General features: G+C 71.1%; 12 protein-coding genes. 4 read left to right on the plus strand and 8 right to left on the minus strand.

The features are described 5' to 3' along the window. Nucleotides 1-7 precede the first annotated feature (7 nt). From D7X99_RS31475 to D7X99_RS31500, 6 genes are all read right to left on the minus strand, one after another. Nucleotides 8-2,230, minus strand: coding sequence for an ATP-binding protein (locus D7X99_RS31475; protein ID WP_121780992.1), 2,223 nt, complete (start codon nucleotides 2,228-2,230; stop codon nucleotides 8-10). A 16-nt stretch (nucleotides 2,231-2,246) separates the two neighbouring features. Then, on the minus strand, nucleotides 2,247-3,413 hold the full coding sequence (locus D7X99_RS31480; protein ID WP_169826292.1) for an FIST signal transduction protein: 1,167 nt from the start codon (nucleotides 3,411-3,413) through the stop codon (nucleotides 2,247-2,249). A gap of 124 nt (nucleotides 3,414-3,537) precedes the next feature. Then, entirely contained in the window at nucleotides 3,538-4,926 is a 1,389-nt protein-coding gene (locus tag D7X99_RS31485) for a peptide MFS transporter (RefSeq protein WP_121780993.1), read from the minus strand. A gap of 164 nt (nucleotides 4,927-5,090) precedes the next feature. Beyond that, the gene (locus D7X99_RS31490) at nucleotides 5,091-8,018 is read right to left on the minus strand and encodes an ATP-binding protein (protein ID WP_121780994.1); all 2,928 of its coding nucleotides are present in this window, start codon (nucleotides 8,016-8,018) and stop codon (nucleotides 5,091-5,093) included. Then, on the minus strand, nucleotides 8,015-8,800 hold the full coding sequence (locus tag D7X99_RS31495; protein ID WP_169826293.1) for a methyltransferase domain-containing protein: 786 nt from the start codon (nucleotides 8,798-8,800) through the stop codon (nucleotides 8,015-8,017). The genes D7X99_RS31490 and D7X99_RS31495 overlap by 4 nt, the downstream gene beginning before the upstream one ends. Continuing rightward, nucleotides 8,800-11,253, minus strand: a complete 2,454-nt coding sequence (locus D7X99_RS31500; RefSeq protein WP_121780995.1) for a PilZ domain-containing protein — start codon at nucleotides 11,251-11,253, stop codon at nucleotides 8,800-8,802. The genes D7X99_RS31495 and D7X99_RS31500 overlap by 1 nt, the downstream gene beginning before the upstream one ends. A gap of 379 nt (nucleotides 11,254-11,632) precedes the next feature. Between D7X99_RS31500 and nadA the strand changes: the two genes are divergently transcribed. Both nadA and D7X99_RS31510 read left to right on the plus strand, forming a co-directional pair. After that, the gene (nadA, locus tag D7X99_RS31505; RefSeq protein ID WP_121780996.1) at nucleotides 11,633-12,565 is read left to right on the plus strand and encodes a quinolinate synthase NadA; all 933 of its coding nucleotides are present in this window, start codon (nucleotides 11,633-11,635) and stop codon (nucleotides 12,563-12,565) included. Between the two features lie 86 nt (nucleotides 12,566-12,651). Continuing rightward, nucleotides 12,652-13,263, plus strand: coding sequence for a hypothetical protein (locus D7X99_RS31510; RefSeq protein WP_121780997.1), 612 nt, complete (start codon nucleotides 12,652-12,654; stop codon nucleotides 13,261-13,263). A 52-nt stretch (nucleotides 13,264-13,315) separates the two neighbouring features. Here the strand turns inward: D7X99_RS31510 and D7X99_RS31515 are convergent, their stop codons facing one another. Continuing rightward, entirely contained in the window at nucleotides 13,316-13,708 is a 393-nt protein-coding gene (locus tag D7X99_RS31515) for a metallothionein (RefSeq protein WP_121780998.1), read from the minus strand. Nucleotides 13,709-13,891: 183 nt separating this feature from the next. Between D7X99_RS31515 and D7X99_RS31520 the strand changes: the two genes are divergently transcribed. After that, complete coding sequence (locus tag D7X99_RS31520; RefSeq protein WP_169831356.1) at nucleotides 13,892-15,454, plus strand: hypothetical protein; 1,563 nt, start codon at nucleotides 13,892-13,894, stop codon at nucleotides 15,452-15,454. 23 nt (nucleotides 15,455-15,477) lie between these two features. Next, a complete protein-coding gene (locus D7X99_RS31525) occupies nucleotides 15,478-16,665 on the plus strand; it encodes a hypothetical protein (protein ID WP_121781000.1) in 1,188 nt (395 codons plus the stop codon). Between the two features lie 88 nt (nucleotides 16,666-16,753). Here D7X99_RS31525 and D7X99_RS31530 read toward each other — a convergent pair whose 3' ends face one another. Beyond that, on the minus strand, nucleotides 16,754-17,560 hold the full coding sequence (locus D7X99_RS31530) for a hypothetical protein (RefSeq protein ID WP_211484594.1): 807 nt from the start codon (nucleotides 17,558-17,560) through the stop codon (nucleotides 16,754-16,756). Nucleotides 17,561-17,610: the final 50 nt, after the last annotated feature.

Genomic DNA, 17,610 nt, shown 5'->3' on the forward strand with positions numbered 1-17,610 from the left:
AGGTCACCTAGAGCCCCGCCTGCGCTGGCGGTTGCGTGGAGGGTGACGTGGAAGGCCCCCGGCGTGGAAGCTCCACCGTGAAGGTGGCTCCCTGCCCCGCCTCGCTCTCCACCTGGACCGAGCCCCCCAGCCGCTCCACGAGCTGGTTCACGATGTGGAGGCCCAGGCCCAGCCCGCCGTAGTGGCGGGACGACACCGCGCGCTCGAAGGCCCGGAAGATGCGCGCGTGCCGCTCCGCCGGGATGCCGATGCCCTGATCCCGGACCTCCAGGCGGGCCCTCACGGCGTCTCCCTCCACCCGGACTTCAATGGGCCTTCCTTCGCCGTACTTGATGGCGTTGGAGAGCAGGTTGGTGACGATCTGATCCAAGCGCGACCGGTCCCACACCCCCGGCATCGCCGTGTCGGCGTGGACCTGGAGCCAGGTCCCCGACGTGGCCAGCTCGGGGGCGAAGCGCGCCGCGACGTCCCGGACCAGCGCGGCCAGGTCCACCTCCTCGAACTCCAGCTCGAGCTTTCCGGCATGGATGCGGGAGACGTCCAGCAGGGTGTTGACGAGCTTCGCCATCCGCTTCGCCTGACGCTCGATGACCTCCAGGGAGTGAGTCACCGTCTCCACCCGCGCGGTCCGCAGTGCCCCGGTCCGGGCAAGGCGCATCAGGCCCTGCACCGATAACTGGAGGGACGTGACCGGGGTCTTCAGCTCATGGGAGGCAATGGAGAGGAACTCATCCCGGAGGCCAATCGCCAGCTGGGCCTGCTGGTAGAGGCGGGCGTTGTCCAGCGCCATCGCCGCGCGGCGGGCCAGCTCCTGCGCGAGCGCGAAATCCGCCGGGCCATACCGGCCACCGCCCTCAACGCGGGCGAGCGTGAGCGCGCCGAGCGTATGCCCCCGTGCGAGCAGGGGCACCGAAATCCACGACTGGAACTCGACGACCTCGGACAGGCCTTGCCCGTCCCGGACGCACCCCAGTGACATGGAGGCGCACCCCTCCGGGCAGAACTCCGGTTCGCCCAGGCGGAGCACCCTCCCCGGGCCATGCGCGGCCTCCAGGTCGGGCAGCGCGCAGTGCATCCGCGCGGTCGCGGTGGCGTGCAGCACGTCGGAGCGAGCCTCGGTGATGCGCTGGAAGGAATGCCCCCCGTCCAGCAGGTCCACCGCGCACCAGTCGGCGAACCGCTCGACGGTCAGCGCGGCCACGCTGCGCAGCGCGTCCTCGGGGGCGAGCGAGCCGGTGAGCAGCCCGGACGCCTCCGCCAGGAGCGCGGACCGCCCCTCCTGCGCCTCCGCGCGGGCGCGCGCCTGTTGTTCCCGCTGAAAGGTCTGATCGCGCTCCTGCTCGGCCCGGCGGTGCTCGGTGATGTCGATGCCGGTGCCGATGACGTACTCAATCGCTCCCGACTCGCCTCGAAGCACGTTGCTGGCCCAGGAGATGAGGCGGCGCTCTCCCTTGCGTGTCATCCAGTGATGCTCGGACTGCTCGAACCCCAGCCCGGCCGCGAGCACTGCGAAGTTCTTCGCGACCCGCTCCGCGTCTTCCGGCGGCTGGAGCCGCGTCCAGAAGTACGCACCGCGCAGCTCCTCGAAGGAGTAGCCCGTCATCTCCTGGCACGCCCGGTTGAAGCGGACGATCCTCCCTTCGGGATCCAGGACGATCACCAGGGCGCGGGCCGTGTCCAGGACCGCCGAGCTGAAGTCCCGCTCCCGCTGGAGCGCGCGCTCGCTGTCCAGGGTCCGCGCGAAGAGCTGCCGGTGGACGAGCGCGGTGTGGAGCACACCCCCAAGCCGCTCCACCATGCCCCGGTATTGCCGCGGCAGCCGCGGCTCGCGGTCGAAGTACAGCAGCAGCAAGCTGGAAGGAGCCCTCGCTTCGTCGATGGGCACGGACCACCGCACGAGCCCCGGCGAGTCCAGCTCCGGATAGGGCAGGTCGACCCAGTGGGGCGCTGGCTGTCCCAGGCGCGGGGGCAGCCCTGGAATCGGCAGCTGGCGGGACGCCGAGGACAGTCCGCTCGCGCCCAGCAGACCGACGTGTCCCCGCTCATCCGGCTGGAGCCAGAGGGCGACCGCGCACCCCAGCCGCTCCGCGACGCGGTCCAGGAAGTCGTCGGCGGGCTTGTAGGGATTGAGCAGATCAAGCGCCGCGACGGTGAGCTCCTGGAGCACGCTCAAGAGCGCGAGCCGCTCCTCGGTGAGCTTGTGGTCCCCGTCCGCGCCGTGGTCCGCCATGCGGCACCTCACTCCCTCATCCAGGCAGGGCGACCACCACCGCTGTCTTGTTGTGGAACTGGGGGACCCCGCCTCCCATGGCCCCCACCTCACCCAGGGTCAGACAGCCCACGACCGGGACGCCCGCTCCGAGCGCGTCCTGGAACCTCGCGAGCTCGTCTTGGACGAACTCCCCCAGGACGAGGTACCGGGAGACGCAATCGAACACCACCGCGCCACCCAATGCGCCAGGGGTTGCTTCCCGGGCCAGGGTGGCGGCAATGCCAGCGGCGTCGAGCAGGTCCGTGCGCTTGCCCTCCATCACGCGGACCAGGGAGCCGTCCGGGACCTCGGCGATGAAGCGCACCGAACCATCGGGTTCGACGGTCAGGGGGTCTCGGATCACGAACTCGCCATTGGCCTGGGGAATCCCCAGCGGGTGGGTCATCGCGAAGCGGGGGAAGCTTTGCGCGTCCAGGGCGTCACCCCGGCTCTCGGCCGTGTGCCGGTAGACCTCGAAGGCGCGCTCGTAGTCGAGCTCGACGGCGGTCGAGCCCCGGGCCTTCGTCACCTGCGAGGGCGGACCATAGGGAGACCAGCCGTGCTGGATGCCCACGCCCAACGGCTCCAGGGCATCAAAGGCAATCACCACCACCTGGTCCTGCCAGGCATGCCCGTGCGTGAACTGGGCCGTCTTCACGAACCGGACGTTGTTGCCCGCTCCGCCGCCCGCCCAGCGGATGCCCGCGCCCGCCTCCTGTTGAGCCCCGCGCACGACCTCCGTCGAGTTGCCGCTCAGCGCGTCCGGCAGGACGAACAGCGTCCGCCGGTATCCAGGCGGCTTGGGAGGCAGCTTGCTGACGGCCTCGGCCACCGCCGCGCGTCCGGCCGCTCGCGGGCTCACGCTGACCGGCCCGCCCATTCCCACGCCGACGCGGAAGTCGTCGCCGCGGAAGAACGCGATGACCACGCCCTGGAGCAGCAGCTCCGTTCCCGCGAAGACGCCCGCCGCGCAGCACCCGGCCCAGGGGATGTCCCCGAGCTGCGCGCCGACCGCGGACGCCAACGCCACCGCGTCGTACTGGTCCGTGCACAGCACGAGCGCGAAGCTGGGGGCGTCCGCGCCTCGCAGCGCCTCCTGGCTCGCCTCCCGCGCGGCGGTGGTGCAATCCGCCGAGCGGCTCTTTCCAATCTGGATCCGCATGGGCTCTAGAGAATCGATACCCACGCGGGAGCGGGCGTGCAGGGCTCCCACGGCCCACGAAAAACGCCGGAGCACCCAGGGGGCGCTCCGGCGTTCGTGCTTCAGCAAGACTGCCCTGCCCGGCTCAGGTGGCCGGGTGGACGGTGCCTTCCTGGTGCGCGGGCGTCGACGCGGGCGTCACTTCGTCCGTGCCGTGCATCATCCGCTTCAGCATGGGGGCGAGGAACAGCAGGATGACGCCCGACAGGCCCGCGCCGATGACGATGGTGAGGAACACGCTGAACTCACCCATCTTCTCCGAGTAGCCACCCAGCACGCCGGACAGCTTGTTGGCCACCGCGTTCGCCAGGAACCACACGCCCATCATCGCGGAGACGACGCGCTGGGGCGCCACCTTGCTCACCATGGACAGGCCCACCGGCGACAGGCACAGCTCGCCCATGGTGTGGAAGAGGTACGCCATGATGACCCACCACGCCGCCGCCTTGCCGTCCATCGCGCTCTCCTTGGAGGCGCCCAGCATGAAGGCGAAGCCCACCGACAGGAAGATGAGCCCCAGGGACATCTTCACCGGGATGCTCAGGTCCTTGCCCTTCGCCGCCAGCGTGCTCCACACCGCCGCGAAGATGGGCGCCAGCGTCACGATGAAGACGGAGTTGAAGTTCTGGAACCAGGTGGTGGGCACCTCCCAGCCGAACATGGAGCGGTCCACCTTCTGGTCCGTGTAGAGGTTCATCAGGCCGCCCGCCTGCTCGAAGCCCGTCCAGAACGCCACCACGAACAGCGCGATGATGAAGATGACGATGATGCGGTCCCACTCCTGGCGGCTGAAGGCGTGGTGCTTGCCGTCCGGCGTCGTCGTCTGCGCCTCGGTGGGGCGCGGCGCGGGCGCGAGGCCCACGTTGCCCAGGTACCGCTTCGCCAGCGCCACGAAGATGATCACGCCCAGGGTCATGCCCACGCCGGCGGAGCCGAAGCCCCAGTGCCAGCCCACGCGCTCACCCAGCGTGCCGCAGATGAAGTTGCCCAGCACCGCGCCCAGGTTGATGCCCATGTAGAAGATGGTGAAGGCACCGTCGCGCCGGCCGTCACCCGCGGGGTACAGCCCGCCCACCATGGTGGAGATGTTCGGCTTGAAGAAGCCGTTGCCGATGATGAGGAAGCCCAGGCCCGCGTAGAAGATGGAGATGCCGGGGAGCGCCAATAACAGGTGGCCGATGATCATCAGCACGCCGCCCAGCAACACCGCCTTGCGCTGGCCGATGAAGCGGTCCGCGATGTAGCCGCCAAGAATCGGCGTCAGGTACACGAGGCCGGTGTACGTGCCGTAGAGGCTCAGCGCATCCGCGGTGGACCAGCCAAAGCCGCCCCGCACCTTGTCGGTGAGGAAGAGCACCAGCAGGCCGCGCATGCCGTAATAGGACATGCGCTCCCACATCTCGGTGGCGAACAACAAATACAGGCCCGGGGGATGCCCCTTGCGGGCCTCGCCCGCGGCGACGGTGCTTTGCATGCCGTGAGTTCCTCGAACGGATTCTTGTGAGGGGGAACGAAAAGTCGCGCGACTGTAACAGGAGTCCCGCCCTCGGCGAGGACAGAGGACACCCCGCGTCCTTGGGAACTCCCGCCCCCTGCGCGAGCAGCCCTCCGGCCCCCCGCCGTTCGTGGCCGGGCGCGTCAGCCGATGCGCCGCGGCCAGCGACCGCGACTCGCACCCGCGGTGGGGGTGGAGGCCAGGGGCTCCGCGTGCGCGGGGCGCATGGGCAGCCGGACCTCCACGCGCGTGCCCTTCTCCAGTTGGCTGGTGATGTGGATGCGGCCCCCGTGCTGCAGGATGATGCGCCGGCTGAGCGCCAGGCCCAGGCCCGTGCCTTCACCCGCGGCGCGGGTGGAGAAGAAGGGCTGGAAGAGCTTCTCCAGGTCCTCCGGGCGGATGCCCACGCCGGTGTCCTCGATGGTGACGAGCGCCTCGTCGCCCTGCTGGGCCGTCTCCACCAGCACGCGGCCGGCGTCACCCACCGCGCGCAGGGCGTTGTCCAGCAGGTTGAGCCACACCTGGTTGAGGGTGCCCGGGTCGCCCCAGATGGGCTCCGCGCACTGGTAGGCGCGCTCCACCACGACGGCCGGGGGGATGCGCCAGCCCAGCACGCTGAGCGAGGAGTCGAGCGCCGCGTCCAGCCGCACCGCCACCGGCTTCTCCGCCGTGCGCACGAAGGACAGCAGCGACTCCGCCAGGTGGCGGATGCGCTGGCCGCACTCCTCCATCACCTCCAGCATCGCGGTGCCCAGGTTGGGGTCCCCGCCCGTCTGCTTCCCCTGCATGACCTCCTTGAGCGGGATGAGCGCGTTCATCAGCCCGTTGAGCGGGTTTCGCACCTCGTGCGCGAAGCCGGAGGTGAGCAGGCCAATGGCCGCCAGCCGCTCGTTCTCCGCCGCGCGCACGGCCGCCTCGCGCAGGCGCAGCTGCGTCTCCACGCGCGCCAGCAGCTCACGCGGGCTGAAGGGCTTGCCCAGGTAGTCATTGGCGCCCGCGCCCAGAGCCTCCACCTTGGCGGACACCTCCTGGCGCGCGGTGAGCAGGATGACGGGCATGTCCACCGTCTGCGCATGGGCGCGCAGCTGCACCAGGAGGTTGAGGCCGGACTGCACCGGCATCATCACGTCGGACACCACCAGGTCCGGCCGCTCCTCCATCGCCCGGCGCACGCCCTCTTCCCCGTTGGCGGCCTCCAGCACCCGGTAGCTGGGCGCGAGGATGTCCGCGATGAAGGCGCGGATCTCCGCGTCGTCCTCCACCACCAGGATGCGGGGGGCCTTCGAGTCAGCGCGCGTGTGGTCCTGCGGCTCCGTGGGGCGCTGCGCCCCGGCGACGGTGGCGGCCAGCACGGTGGCGAAGCGGCCGGAGCTGCGGCGCTCGCGGCGCGTGGGCAGGTCCGTGGCGCGGCGCTCGCGCAGGTCCTCGCGCAGATGCCGGGTGCCCTTGGGCAGCCGCACGCGGAAGCTGCTGCCCTGCCCCGGCGTGCTCGACACCTCGATGCCGCCCGAGTGCAGCGCCAGCGTCTCCTTCACCAGCGCCAGGCCGATGCCGCTGCCCCCGAAGCGCCGCGTGCCAGTCGTATCCGCCTGGGCGAAGCGGTCGAAGATGACGGCCAGGTCCGCGGGCGCCATGCCCTGCCCCGTGTCCACCACCTCCACGTGCACGTCCGTGTCGTCCTCGCGCAGCCGCACCGCGATGCTGCCGCCGGCCGGCGTGAACTTGAGCGCGTTGGAGACCAGGTTGTGGAACACGCCCTCAATGCGCTCCGCGTCCGCGTGCACCGGCGACACCGGCCCGCCCTCCAGCGAGAGGGTGAGCCCCTGCTTCTCCGCCACGGTGCGGAAGGGCAACAGCTGCGAGGACAGGAACGCGTGCAGCTCCAGCGGCTGGTAGCGCAGCCGCACCTTGCCTGCCTCCAGCTGCGCCAGGTTGAGCAGGTTGTCGATGAGCCGCAGAAGCCGCTGCGTGCTCCGGTCCAGCGTCACCAGGTGCTGCCGCACCACCGTGGGCAGCGACTCCGGTTCCTTCTGGAGCGCGTCCAGCGACAGCAGGATGAGCGTGAGCGGCGTGCGCAGCTCATGGCTCACGTTGTCGAAGAACTCCGTCTTCAGCCGGTCCTGTTCGCGCTGCTTGACGAGCGCCGCCTCCAGCTTCGCGTTGGCCTCCGACAGCTCCCGCGTGCGCGCGATGACGCGGTCCTCCAGCGCCACGTTGCTGCCAAAGACTTCGTCGTAGCGCTGCTGCAGCTCTCGCAGAGAGCCCATGTTCGCCTGGGCCTGCGCCGCGAGCAGCTCGTCCTTGCGCTTGAGCTCGCGCCACCGGTCCAACCAGCCGCCCAGCGCGAAGCCGCCCATGCCCAGCGACGCCACGGAGAAGAGCGCGTCCCCCCAGCCCAGGTGCGTGGCCAGCAGCCCGCTCACCATGCCCAGCAGCAGGCCCAGGTAGTGGCCCCAGAGCGTGGGCGGATCCGTCCAGGTGAGGTGGTAGCGGCACGCCTGGCCGCCCAGCACCTGGCACTCCGTCTCCCGCACCTCCGCGGGCGCCAGGCCCCAGATGGTGGGGAAGGACGCGAACTGGCCCATGCGCAGCTCGCAGATGTTGCGGTTCTGCTCCGGAGTGCTGCTGCGGTAGGACAGCTTGAGCCGCTTGTGCTCCAGCAGGTCCACCGCGAACGCCCCCACCCGGTTGTAGCTGGGGGAGAAGTCGATGGTCTGCTTGTAGCAGGCCTTGGGCGAGCCGAAGGCGCGCAGCATGTAGAAGACGAAGCCCAGCGCCTGCGGCGACGCGGTGAAGAGGCCCGCCTCGCGCATGAAGCGCGAGTCGCCGGAGTCCTCGCGCAGCGCCGCCGCCACGCGCTCCAGGAAGCGCAGCGAGACGTAGTTGGTGGGCTGGCGCATGTAGTCCAGCCCCAGGCTGAACGCGTGCTCGCGCCACACCCGGGCCAACCGCTCCGCGCCAAAGCGGTGCTCGAAGTAGAGCAGCAGCGTGGACGTGGCGCGGACGCTCACCTCGGGGGCGTTGTCCGCGGACACGTCCTGCACCTTCACCGCCGGCAGGCGTTGGGTCACGGCTTCGTTCCTTCGGTGACCAGCGTCACCGCGTACTTCAGTCCCTCCGGGTCCTCGAGCATGGCCAGGAAGTCGGCGCAGTGCGCCTGGTAGGCCTCGAGCCCGCCCAGGACCGCCGCGCCCACCGGCGCCAACGCCTCGAAGCGCGTCTTCCAGTCGCGCACGAGCCGCGCCTCCGCGGCGCCCGGGGAGAGGTAGAAGGGCATCAGGTGCACCCGCACGTCCGTGAGCCCCGCGCGGCGGAACTCAGAGTACAGCTTGCGGCCCACGTACAGGTCGAACCCCTGCGCCGCCAGGGCCTCCACGATGCGCTGGGTGCCCACGCGCAGGTGCTCCGGGAAGGGCCAGTTCTGGAGGCCCAGCCCGTCGATGTCGGACACCACCACCCGCCCCCCGGGCCGCGTCACGCGGATGAGCTCCGCGAGCGCCACGTCCCGGTCCGGCAGGTACTCGAAGACGTACTGGCTCCACGCATAATCGAACGCGTCCGAGGGCAGGCCCGTGGTGCGCACGTCCGCCTGGAGGAGCGTCAGGTTCGGGCGGTGGGCGTTGCGCGATCGCGCCTCCGCGAGGCGGCCGTCGTGCAGCTCCACGCCGGTGACGTGGCCGCCCTCCCCCACCAGGTCCGCCATCAATTCGGCGATGCCGCCGGGGCCGCAGCCGGCGTCCAGCGCGCGGTCCCCCGGCTTGAGGCCCGTGCGGAGGAGGACGTCGCGCGTGTCCTGGGACTGCTCCTGCTCCAGCAGGCGGCGGGACTCGTCAGTGGATTCCATGAGGTACATCAGCGCACCTCCTGCTTCTGGACGGACACCGGAGCCTCGGGAGCCTGGGCGGAGGCCCGGGGCTTCATGCGCCGCATGGGCATCTGCCGTTCGAAGAGCGAGCGCCAGGCCTCGCACCAGCGGCGCACCATGGAGCGGTGGAAGGTCCACTCGGAGAAGAGGCCCTGGTCCATGAAGCCCCAGGCGCCCAGCACCGGCACGTCCAGCGCGTCCACCATGCCCAGCGCCGAACCGCGGCCCCGCTCGCGCGCGTGCGCCATGCACCGCAGCGCCAGCGCCACCACCGCGTCCTTCGCGCGAGGGTGCTCCCGGTCCGCCACCACCAGGTTGAAGCCGTTGGTGACTTCAATGAGGCTCAGGCCCGGCGAGGCCTCGTCCTGGAGCGCCAGCGCCAGCGGCCCCTCGTTCCCATCCACCACGAACATCCGCCGCTCGCGGTGCAGGCCCGCCGCGCGGAAGCGCGCGCCCAGGACGGACTCGGGGCCGGGGTCCGCGCCCAGGTCCTCGCTGAGCAGGCGCACCATCTCCCCCCGGCGGCGCAGGTATGACTCCAGCCACTGGCGGTCCTCCGGGCCCGCCTCGCGTACGGCCGGCAGCGCCCCCGCGTCCACGGTGGGCATCTGGGACAGGTCCGCGCGCAGGTAGTGGAACTGGCGCAGGTGGCACAGCCCCTGCCCTTCCAGCACGCGCGCCAGCCACGTGCCCAGCCGGTGCGGCCACCGGTTGTCGGTGCGCCACATGTAGCGGATGAACTCCACGTCCTCCATCGCCTCGCCCACCTCCACGGCGAGCGACGTGAGCTCGCTGGAGATCTGCTCGCTGCGCCGGAAGCTCGGCATCACCGCCAGGTGCTGCACCAGCCACGTGCCGGAGTACATGCGCAGGCCGTTGACGTGCCCCAGGAGTCGGCTCGCATCCGTGAAGACGAGCGAGCGCCCCAGCGCGCGCGCGCGGCCCAGCCGCTCATACGTCGCCTCCAGCACGGGCAGGACGCGGGGCTCCTCGCCGAAGGGGTGGTCCGGGTGGAAGGTGTAGCGGGCGTCCGCCATCATCCGCCAGACGTCCGGGAAGCGGAACACCGCGGCGTCGCGGACCTGGGGGGCGCGCGCGGACACGAACGCATCCACGATGGCGTCGCGCACCGCGCGCGGCATGTCCAGGATGCGCACGCCGCAGCGGTAGGGCCTCAGGCGCTGAGCATGCCGGGACTCGAAGGGCACGACCTCCACCGAGCGCACCTCCACGCGGCACGCCACCTCCGAGCCGTCCGGCAGCAGCACCATGGTGTCCAGCAGCGAGCCTACCGGAAGCACCTCGCACGACGCGTCGATGGGGAAGGCGAACCCGCCCGCGCCCAGATCCAACACCGCGCGCGTGATGCGCTGGCCGCTGAACGGCGAGGTGAAGCGCACGAGGAAGCGGTGCTGCGCGCTGGGACGGAAGCGCTGCTGTCCACGCCGGTTCTCCACCGCGAGCGTGCGGGGCATCCCCAGCACCACGCCGTCAGGCCCCACGTGGAGCATGCTGGTGACGCCGCGGTAGCGCTGGCCGCCCATCTCGAAGGAGAGGTGGACCACCTCCCCCACGCTCGCGGGCAGCGCCGGGGACACCTGCCCGCGCAGGAGGCCCCGTTCGTCGGAAGGCTCCACCGTGGCGGACTCCAGCTGGAAGTGCGCCGTCTGGCTGTCCGCCGGATGCAGCCACACGGGCAGCTCGCGCCGGAGCGCCTTGCGCAGCGCGGCCTGCACCGCCACCGGGTCCCGCAGCGTGCGCGGCGGGGCGGCGGTGGACTCGTCGTTCGCGAGCCGCCAGGAGATGCCCACGCGCAGGAACGCGTGCGTCCCCTGCTGGACGGGGGTGGCGTGGCGCACGTAGGCGCGGGCCACGTGCAGCACGGGCCGGCCGTCGCGCAGCATGGTCAGCGAGTCCAGGGGCGTGCCCGGCAGGAAGGCCGCCAGCGACGCGTCCATGGGGACCTGGAGCGCGGCCCCGAAGTGGCCCAGGTCCTGGCACTCGGCGCTGAAAGCCTGGCCGCGCAGGAGGAAGTCCACGCGCATTCCGGCATCCAGCGACACGCGTGTGGACGCGCGCAGCTGGAGGATGTCGCGCAGGCGCGACTTCAATTCGCCCTCGGTCAGCGCGTCGTCCACCGTGCTGAAGACGTGCCCCTCCGCGGCCGTCTCCACCAGCTCCTCCAGCCCGTGTTGATCCGACCGGGCGCAGACGAACACGCAGACGGCCTCCGGCGCCGCCCGGTCCACGTGGCGCAGGAAGCGGCGCGCGTTGTCCGCGGGCGCGATGATCAACGTGGGCGCGGTCGCCTCCATGCGCCGCGTGGCCTCCAACTGTGAGCCCACCACCGAAACGCGGTGCGTGTTCAACGCGGACTTCAGCGCGTTGCGACGCATCTCATTGGGGTGGACGATGAGGACTTCGTGAGTCGGCACGCTCATGGATTTCCCCCGACGCGCAAGAGCCACACCGGCGCCCGTGCAAGGCGCCATTCCCGTCGACGCGGGGCTCGCACGCGCCCCGTTCCCGCCATCCGCATGTCTTGAGTGTCCGAGCCTGGTGCTCTCTCTGTTGCCGGCGGGCCCGCGCTGAAACGCCTTCCCCGGTGAGCCGCCGGCGAACAACCACCGCGTACTTTACCTGCTCCTATGGATTAGGTGATGTACGCGGGGGTGAGAGGACTTTTCGGAATAGGTTAAAGGCGCGCGGTCTGCTGGGACCCCTTGGTGGGTAGGGACGCACGCACGAGGGCCATATGAGCGCGCTGGCCCCGGGCCGCGGACGCCGTTACAGAATGCGCGAGCGACGAGGAGGCCCCCCATGGGCGAGACGGTGGATTACGAGGCGGGCATCCGGGAGCTGAAGCGCTCCATGAACGCGGTCATCCTGGCGCACTACTACCAGGAGAGCGAAGTGCAGGACGTGGCCGACTTCGTCGGTGACAGCCTGGCGCTCGCGCAGGCGGCGGCGCGGACGGAGGCGGACGTCATTGTTTTCTGCGGTGTGCACTTCATGGCGGAGACCGCCAAGATTCTGAATCCCAGCCGACAGGTGTTGCTTCCGGACCTCAAGGCCGGCTGCTCGCTGTCGGACCGGTGCCCGCCCGCGGCCTTCAAGGCGTTCAAGGACAAACACCCGGACGCCTTCGTGGTGTCGTACGTGAACAGCTCCGCCGCGGTGAAGGCGATGAGCGACGTCATCTGCACGTCGTCCAACGCCGTGCGCATCGTGAACCAGATTCCGAAGGACCGCCCCATCCTCTTCGCGCCGGATCAACACCTGGGCCGGCACGTGATGAAGGAGACGGGCCGCGACATGGTGCTGTGGCCGGGCAGCTGCATCGTCCATGAAATCTTCAGCGAGAAGAAGCTCGTGGGGCTGAAGGTCGAGCATCCGGACGCGGAGGTGGTGGCCCACCCGGAGTGCGAGCAGCAAGTCCTGCGGCACGCGGACTTCATCGGCTCCACCAAGGCCATCCTGGATTACGTGGTGAAGAGCCCGAAGAAGAAGTTCATCGTGGTGACGGAGGCGGGCATCCTCCACCAGATGAAGAAGGCCGCGCCGGACAAGACGTACATCCCGGCGCCGCCGGACAACGGGTGCGCGTGCAACGAGTGCCCGTACATGCGCCTCAACACGCTGGAGAAGCTCTACCGCTGCATGCGGGACAGGACGCCGGAGCTGGTGCTGCCGGCGGACCTGCAGCACGCGGCGCTCGCCCCCCTGCAGCGGATGCTGGAGTGGTCCGCCTGAAAGAAGCGGACGCGGACTGTCGCCCGCGTCCCACGATTGGCAACTCGCGTCTTGCGGATGGCGGGCCCAAGTGCCATGGAAGGAACGTGGCCTTCCGATTTCTCGCACTTCCCGCCCACCGGCTGGTGGACTTCCCCAAGACCCTGCCGGACGAAGAGCGCCTCGAGCCGGACCTGCCTCCGGTGCACGAGGCCGTGGAGCGGGCCCTCGCCGGCGCCGAGTTCCGCGACCTGAAAGCCCGCGACCGCCTGCGCGCCCTGCTCCAGGGGGACCGTCCCCCGGCCCTGGGCTCGCCGGGCAAGGGCTTTGGCGCGAGCGCCATCTTCGCCCAGCCGCCCCAGGATCTGCCCGCGCTGCTGCGCCTGGCGGATGAGCTGGAGCACCTGGCCCGCCTGGAGGCTGGAGAGCGCGCGCTGGTGTGGAAGTGCGGCCAATGCAGTGCCCGTTACGCGGTGCCGGTGGCCCTGGTGCGCCAGGTGTCCATCCGCTGCGAGCGCTGCGGCAACCCGGTGCAGCTGTCCTCGCAGGAGAGCCTGGGCGAGGAGGCCCTCATCGACCCGTTCCAGGGCGCGGTGAACAGCAGCCGGCACCAGCTGGCGGCCTTCTTCCGCGAGGCCATGGCGCGAGGCTGGCCGGTGCTCGTGGCCGAGGGCGGAGCCCCTGCCCCGCGCGGGCGTTCTTCCAGCCCGGCGGCCTGAGCCACCTCGCTGGCGTTCCCAAGGGGGCCCTTCCACGGGCCCTCTTTTCGTTTCAGATGAAGATGCCGGCGGAGGCGTCGTTGCGCGCCTCCTGGAGCTCCTGCGTGGCGGGGCGGCCGCGCAGCGCATCCGTCACCTGGCGCGGCGCATGACGGCCCGAGCACTTGGAGCACTCGCACTTGCCGCGCTTGCAGGTGCAGTCCGCCTTGCTGCCGCAGGAGCACTTCGCCGTCAGCAGCTGATCCAGCTCCTCCAGCGGGCGCGGCGCGTCGTCCGTCTTGGCCTCCGGGGCCTTGTGGGCCTCCGGTGCCGGCGTCTGGGGCGTGGTGCCCTTGGAGGCAGCGGCCGCCTTCGCATGGGCCTCGCAGGCGTGGGCGCTGGCGGGCAGAAGCCAGAGGCCGCCCAACAGCAAACCCGCGGTCATCAACGTCGCGCTGCGTGCCATGTCCGCTCTCCTTGGCGAAGGCCCGGGGAAGGCTTGGGGGGAGCCGCCCGCCATCCCGGCCTATAGCGCAGGGCACTCCCCCTGCCAAGGCATTCGCACGCACCTTTGCCTACCCGTCAACGGAGCCCACGGTGCGCTCGCCCGGCGCGGGGGCGCGCGCGTACAGTCCGCGCCCTCCTGCCCGTGACGAACCGAACTGCCCGCATCGCCTTTGTCGCCGCGCTCGTCCTGGGGGCGCTCCCGCTCTGGGTGTCGCGCCTGCTGCCCATGGTGGACCTGCCGCAGCACCTGTACCTCATCTCGGTGCTGCACCGGCTGGACGACCCGACGACGCTCTACCCCACGCTGTTCGCGGCGCGGCACGAGCTGACGCCGTACCTGGGCTACTACTACCTCGTCAGCGCGCTCAACTGGCTCTTGCCACTGGAGATGGCCAACCGCGTCTTCCTCACCGCGTACGTGGTGGGGATGCCGCTGGGCATGGCCTTCCTGTTGCGCAGCCTGGGCCGGCCGTCGTGGCCCGCGCTGCTCACGCTGCCGCTCGCGTACGGGGACAGCTTCGGCTGGGGCTTCATCAACTACCTGGCGGCCCTGCCGCTGACGCTGCTGTGCTGCGGCCTCTTCGTGCGGACGCTGACGGACGCGCCACGCCGCGCGCGCTGGGGCGGGGGGCTGGCGGTGTGCCTGGTGGCGGTGCTGCTCTTCCACGTGCAGGCCTTCGGGTTCCTGGCGTTCGGGCTGCCGTGGCTGCTCCTCACCACGCCGGTGCCGGAGGACGCGGCGGCGAAGGGAATCGTGGCCCGGGTGAAGCCGCGCGTGCCGGCGCTCCTGGGCGTGGTGCCCGGCGTGACGCTGTTCCTGTCGTGGGTGGTGCTGCGGTTCGGCAACCCGCCGGACATCCAACCGGGCGCGCCGTGGAAGGCGTGGGGGCCCACGTTCTCGCCGCAGAACCTGGCGTGGAAGGGCTTCGAGCAGAACCGCGCGGAGTTCTTCCAGGTGCTCGCCAACACGTTCCACGACGGCTCGGACCGCTGGCCGCTGTACGCCGTGGGCGCTGTGGCGGTGGCGGGCTGGGTGCTGGGACTCGTGGGGCCGGGGACGCGCCGCGAGGGCCCGCTGGCGCGCTGGCGGCTGTTGGGGCTGGGGGTGCTGGCGCTGGCGCTGTACTTCCTCTTGCCCTTCGACATCCGGGGGTACGTCTACTACCTCAACACGCGCTACGCGCACCTGGCCGCGGCGCTGCTGGTGGCGAGCATGCCGGCCGCGCGCGCGGACTGGCGGAGGCCGTTGGGGCTCGCGGCGGCGGCGAGCGCGTTGCTGCTGGCCTTCGTGATGGGGCGAGGCTTCCAGCGCTTCTCCCAGGAGGCCCGCGAGTTGGAGGCGCTGTCCGACCTGGCCGCGAACCGGCCGAAGGTGATGGGGCTGGTGTTCGACCCGCGCTCCAGCGTGGTGCGCTTCCCCGTCTTCATCCACGCCGCGGCGGTGGTGGCGCGCGAGCGCGGCGGGGTGCCCAACTTCACCTTCGCCACCACGCCCCACTCGCCCCTGCGCTACCGGGGGGAGGTGCCGCCCACCTTCCCTTCCGAGTGGCGGCCGCAGGAGATGAACCAGGCGACGCAGGGTAGCTGGTACGACCACTTCCTGGTGCGCGGGGTGCACCCGTCGCGCGTCTTCGGCGCCCGGCTCCAGTCGGAACTGGTCATCGTGGGACAGAGTGGAGGGAGCTGGCTGGTGCGGCGGCGGTAGGGCGTGAAGTAGAAACCCGGCGCATGAGCCCTGTCTCCACCGAGCCCCGTCCCCTGCTGGATGCGTTGCGCGCCGGCACAACCCTGCCCGCCTTCCCGGAGGCGGACGTCGCCCAGGCCCGGAAGCTCGCGGACGACGTGGGCTCCGCGACACCCGCGGCCGTGGAGGCCCTGCCCGAGGCCCTGGCGGGCGCGGTGCTGGAGGCCGCCGTGCTGGCGGGACAGGTGGCGCTGCCGGAGGCCCTGTCCGCTTCGTCAGTGAAGCCGCTGGCCAAGGCCGCGAAGAAGGCGCTCTACCGGCTGCGCTCGCGCGGCGTCACCCCGCGGGAAGCCCCCAAGGAGGCGCCCACGGCCCCGGCCCCGGAGGCGCTGCCCACGCTGGTGACGGTGGTGTCGTCGACGGGGCAGTACGGCCTGCTGCTCACGCGCGTGGTGCGCGGCGGCGTGGAGCTGCTCCAGGTCATCGCGTCGGACGAGCAGGGCGTGCTGGAGCTCAACCGCACCGAGCAGAGCCGCGGGGACATCCGCCGCATCCTCAAGCACGGGCTGAAGAACGGCTTCGGCATGGAGGTCTCCCGCGAGGAAGGGGCCCGGCTGCTCGCCGAGGCCGCGGCGCTCAACCTGCGCACCCGCACGCCCTTCCCGCCGGACCTGGAGGCAGCGCTGCGCCACCATGGGGTGCAGCCCATCCACGAGCCCGAGCCCCTCCCCGCCCCCGAGCCCGACGATGTGCGCCATGCCCTGGAGGGCGATCAGCTCCACGCGACGCCGGAGATCGCCGAGTGGATGCCTCCCGACGCGGAGGTGCAGGGCCTGATGGAGCAGGTGCAGGCGCTGGCATCGAGCCCGCTGGCGTTGAGCGGGGTCCAGCGCCAGGAACAGGTGCGGCAGCGGGTGCTGGAAGCGGCGAGGGCCTACTTCACGCCGGAGGTGCGCCAGCGCTACGCGCGCCGACTGTGGCGCATGGCGGCCTTCTTCGACGCGACCGGGCGGGCCCTCCCGGCGTCCATCGCCCGGGGCGAGGCGCGGCGCCTCTTCCACGGACTCGACGAGCCCTTCTCGCTCTTCGCGGAGACGCTCTTCGCCAAGGTCGTGGTCCTGGCCGCGGCGGGTGCCCAGGCCCAGGCGGCGCAGGGCGCCACGGCCCCCGAGGCGCCTCCTGCCGCCCCCATGGGCGAGCGGCGCAGCCCCGGCGGCCTCATCCTGCCCTGACGGCGCCCCTGAGATGTCAGGAGCCGCCGTCAGGAGGGCCCGCGTCCCGGCCGCCATGAAGGGCGCCCCGGGAGCGGGCCCGCTTGATTCAGAGCTGCTCCGTGCGGGCGCACAGGAGCAGGTCCAGGTTCTCGTGCTCCCAGGCGAGCGCCCGCTGGTAGTCGTGGAAGCGCTTCTCGTGCTCCATCAACTCCGGCGGGTGGATGCAGCGCCGGCCGTCCTCGCCCCGGCGGGCGCGGTAGACGTGGTGCAGCATCTCGTGGAAGACGATCCACTCCACGAAGTACCGGGGCACCAGCGGCTGATCCAACGCCGGGTGGATGCGGATGACCTTCGAGTCCGCCGAGTACGAGCCCATCTTGATGCTCTTGCGAGGCCCCTTCACCCGGGGCGCCGGCCCATAGGTGATGGCCGCGTCGATGCGGCTCTGGAAGTAGCGCTCGTTGAGCCGCTCATAGATGCGGGTCAGGTCGTGGTAGCGCCCCACCGGGGACAGCCGCAGCCGCTTGCGCATCTGCGCCGGGGACAGCCGGCGGATGAAGATGCGGTTGCGCTCGATGTAGCGGTCCAGCAGCGCGCTGGCGTCCGGGTCCCCCTTGCGCACGAAGCTCGCGAGCGCCTGGAGCACGTCGTCCGGCGCCGCCAGGAACATGTGGTGCAGCCTCAACCGCCACAGCGCCCGCTGGCGTTGGAACGTCAGCATCGTGTGGGTGTTGTCGTGGATCTCCACCGCCACCTTCCCCCGCAGCCGCGTGCGCAACCGGCGCTCCAATACGCGCCGCCACACCTTCACCAGTCGGTTGGGCTCTGGAGCGACCGGGAGCTGCCGGGCCACCCTCCCCGCGGGGTAGGTCCTCTGTCGGATGATGTTCTTCTGCTTCTTCGCGCGAGCCATAGAGGGGCCGGAGTCTACGGACCCCTCTGACATGTGTAAACGCGCCCGCT

The sequence above is a fragment of the Corallococcus sp. AB032C genome (genome assembly GCF_003668935.1).
GTDB classification, from domain to species: Bacteria; Myxococcota; Myxococcia; order Myxococcales; family Myxococcaceae; genus Corallococcus; species Corallococcus exiguus.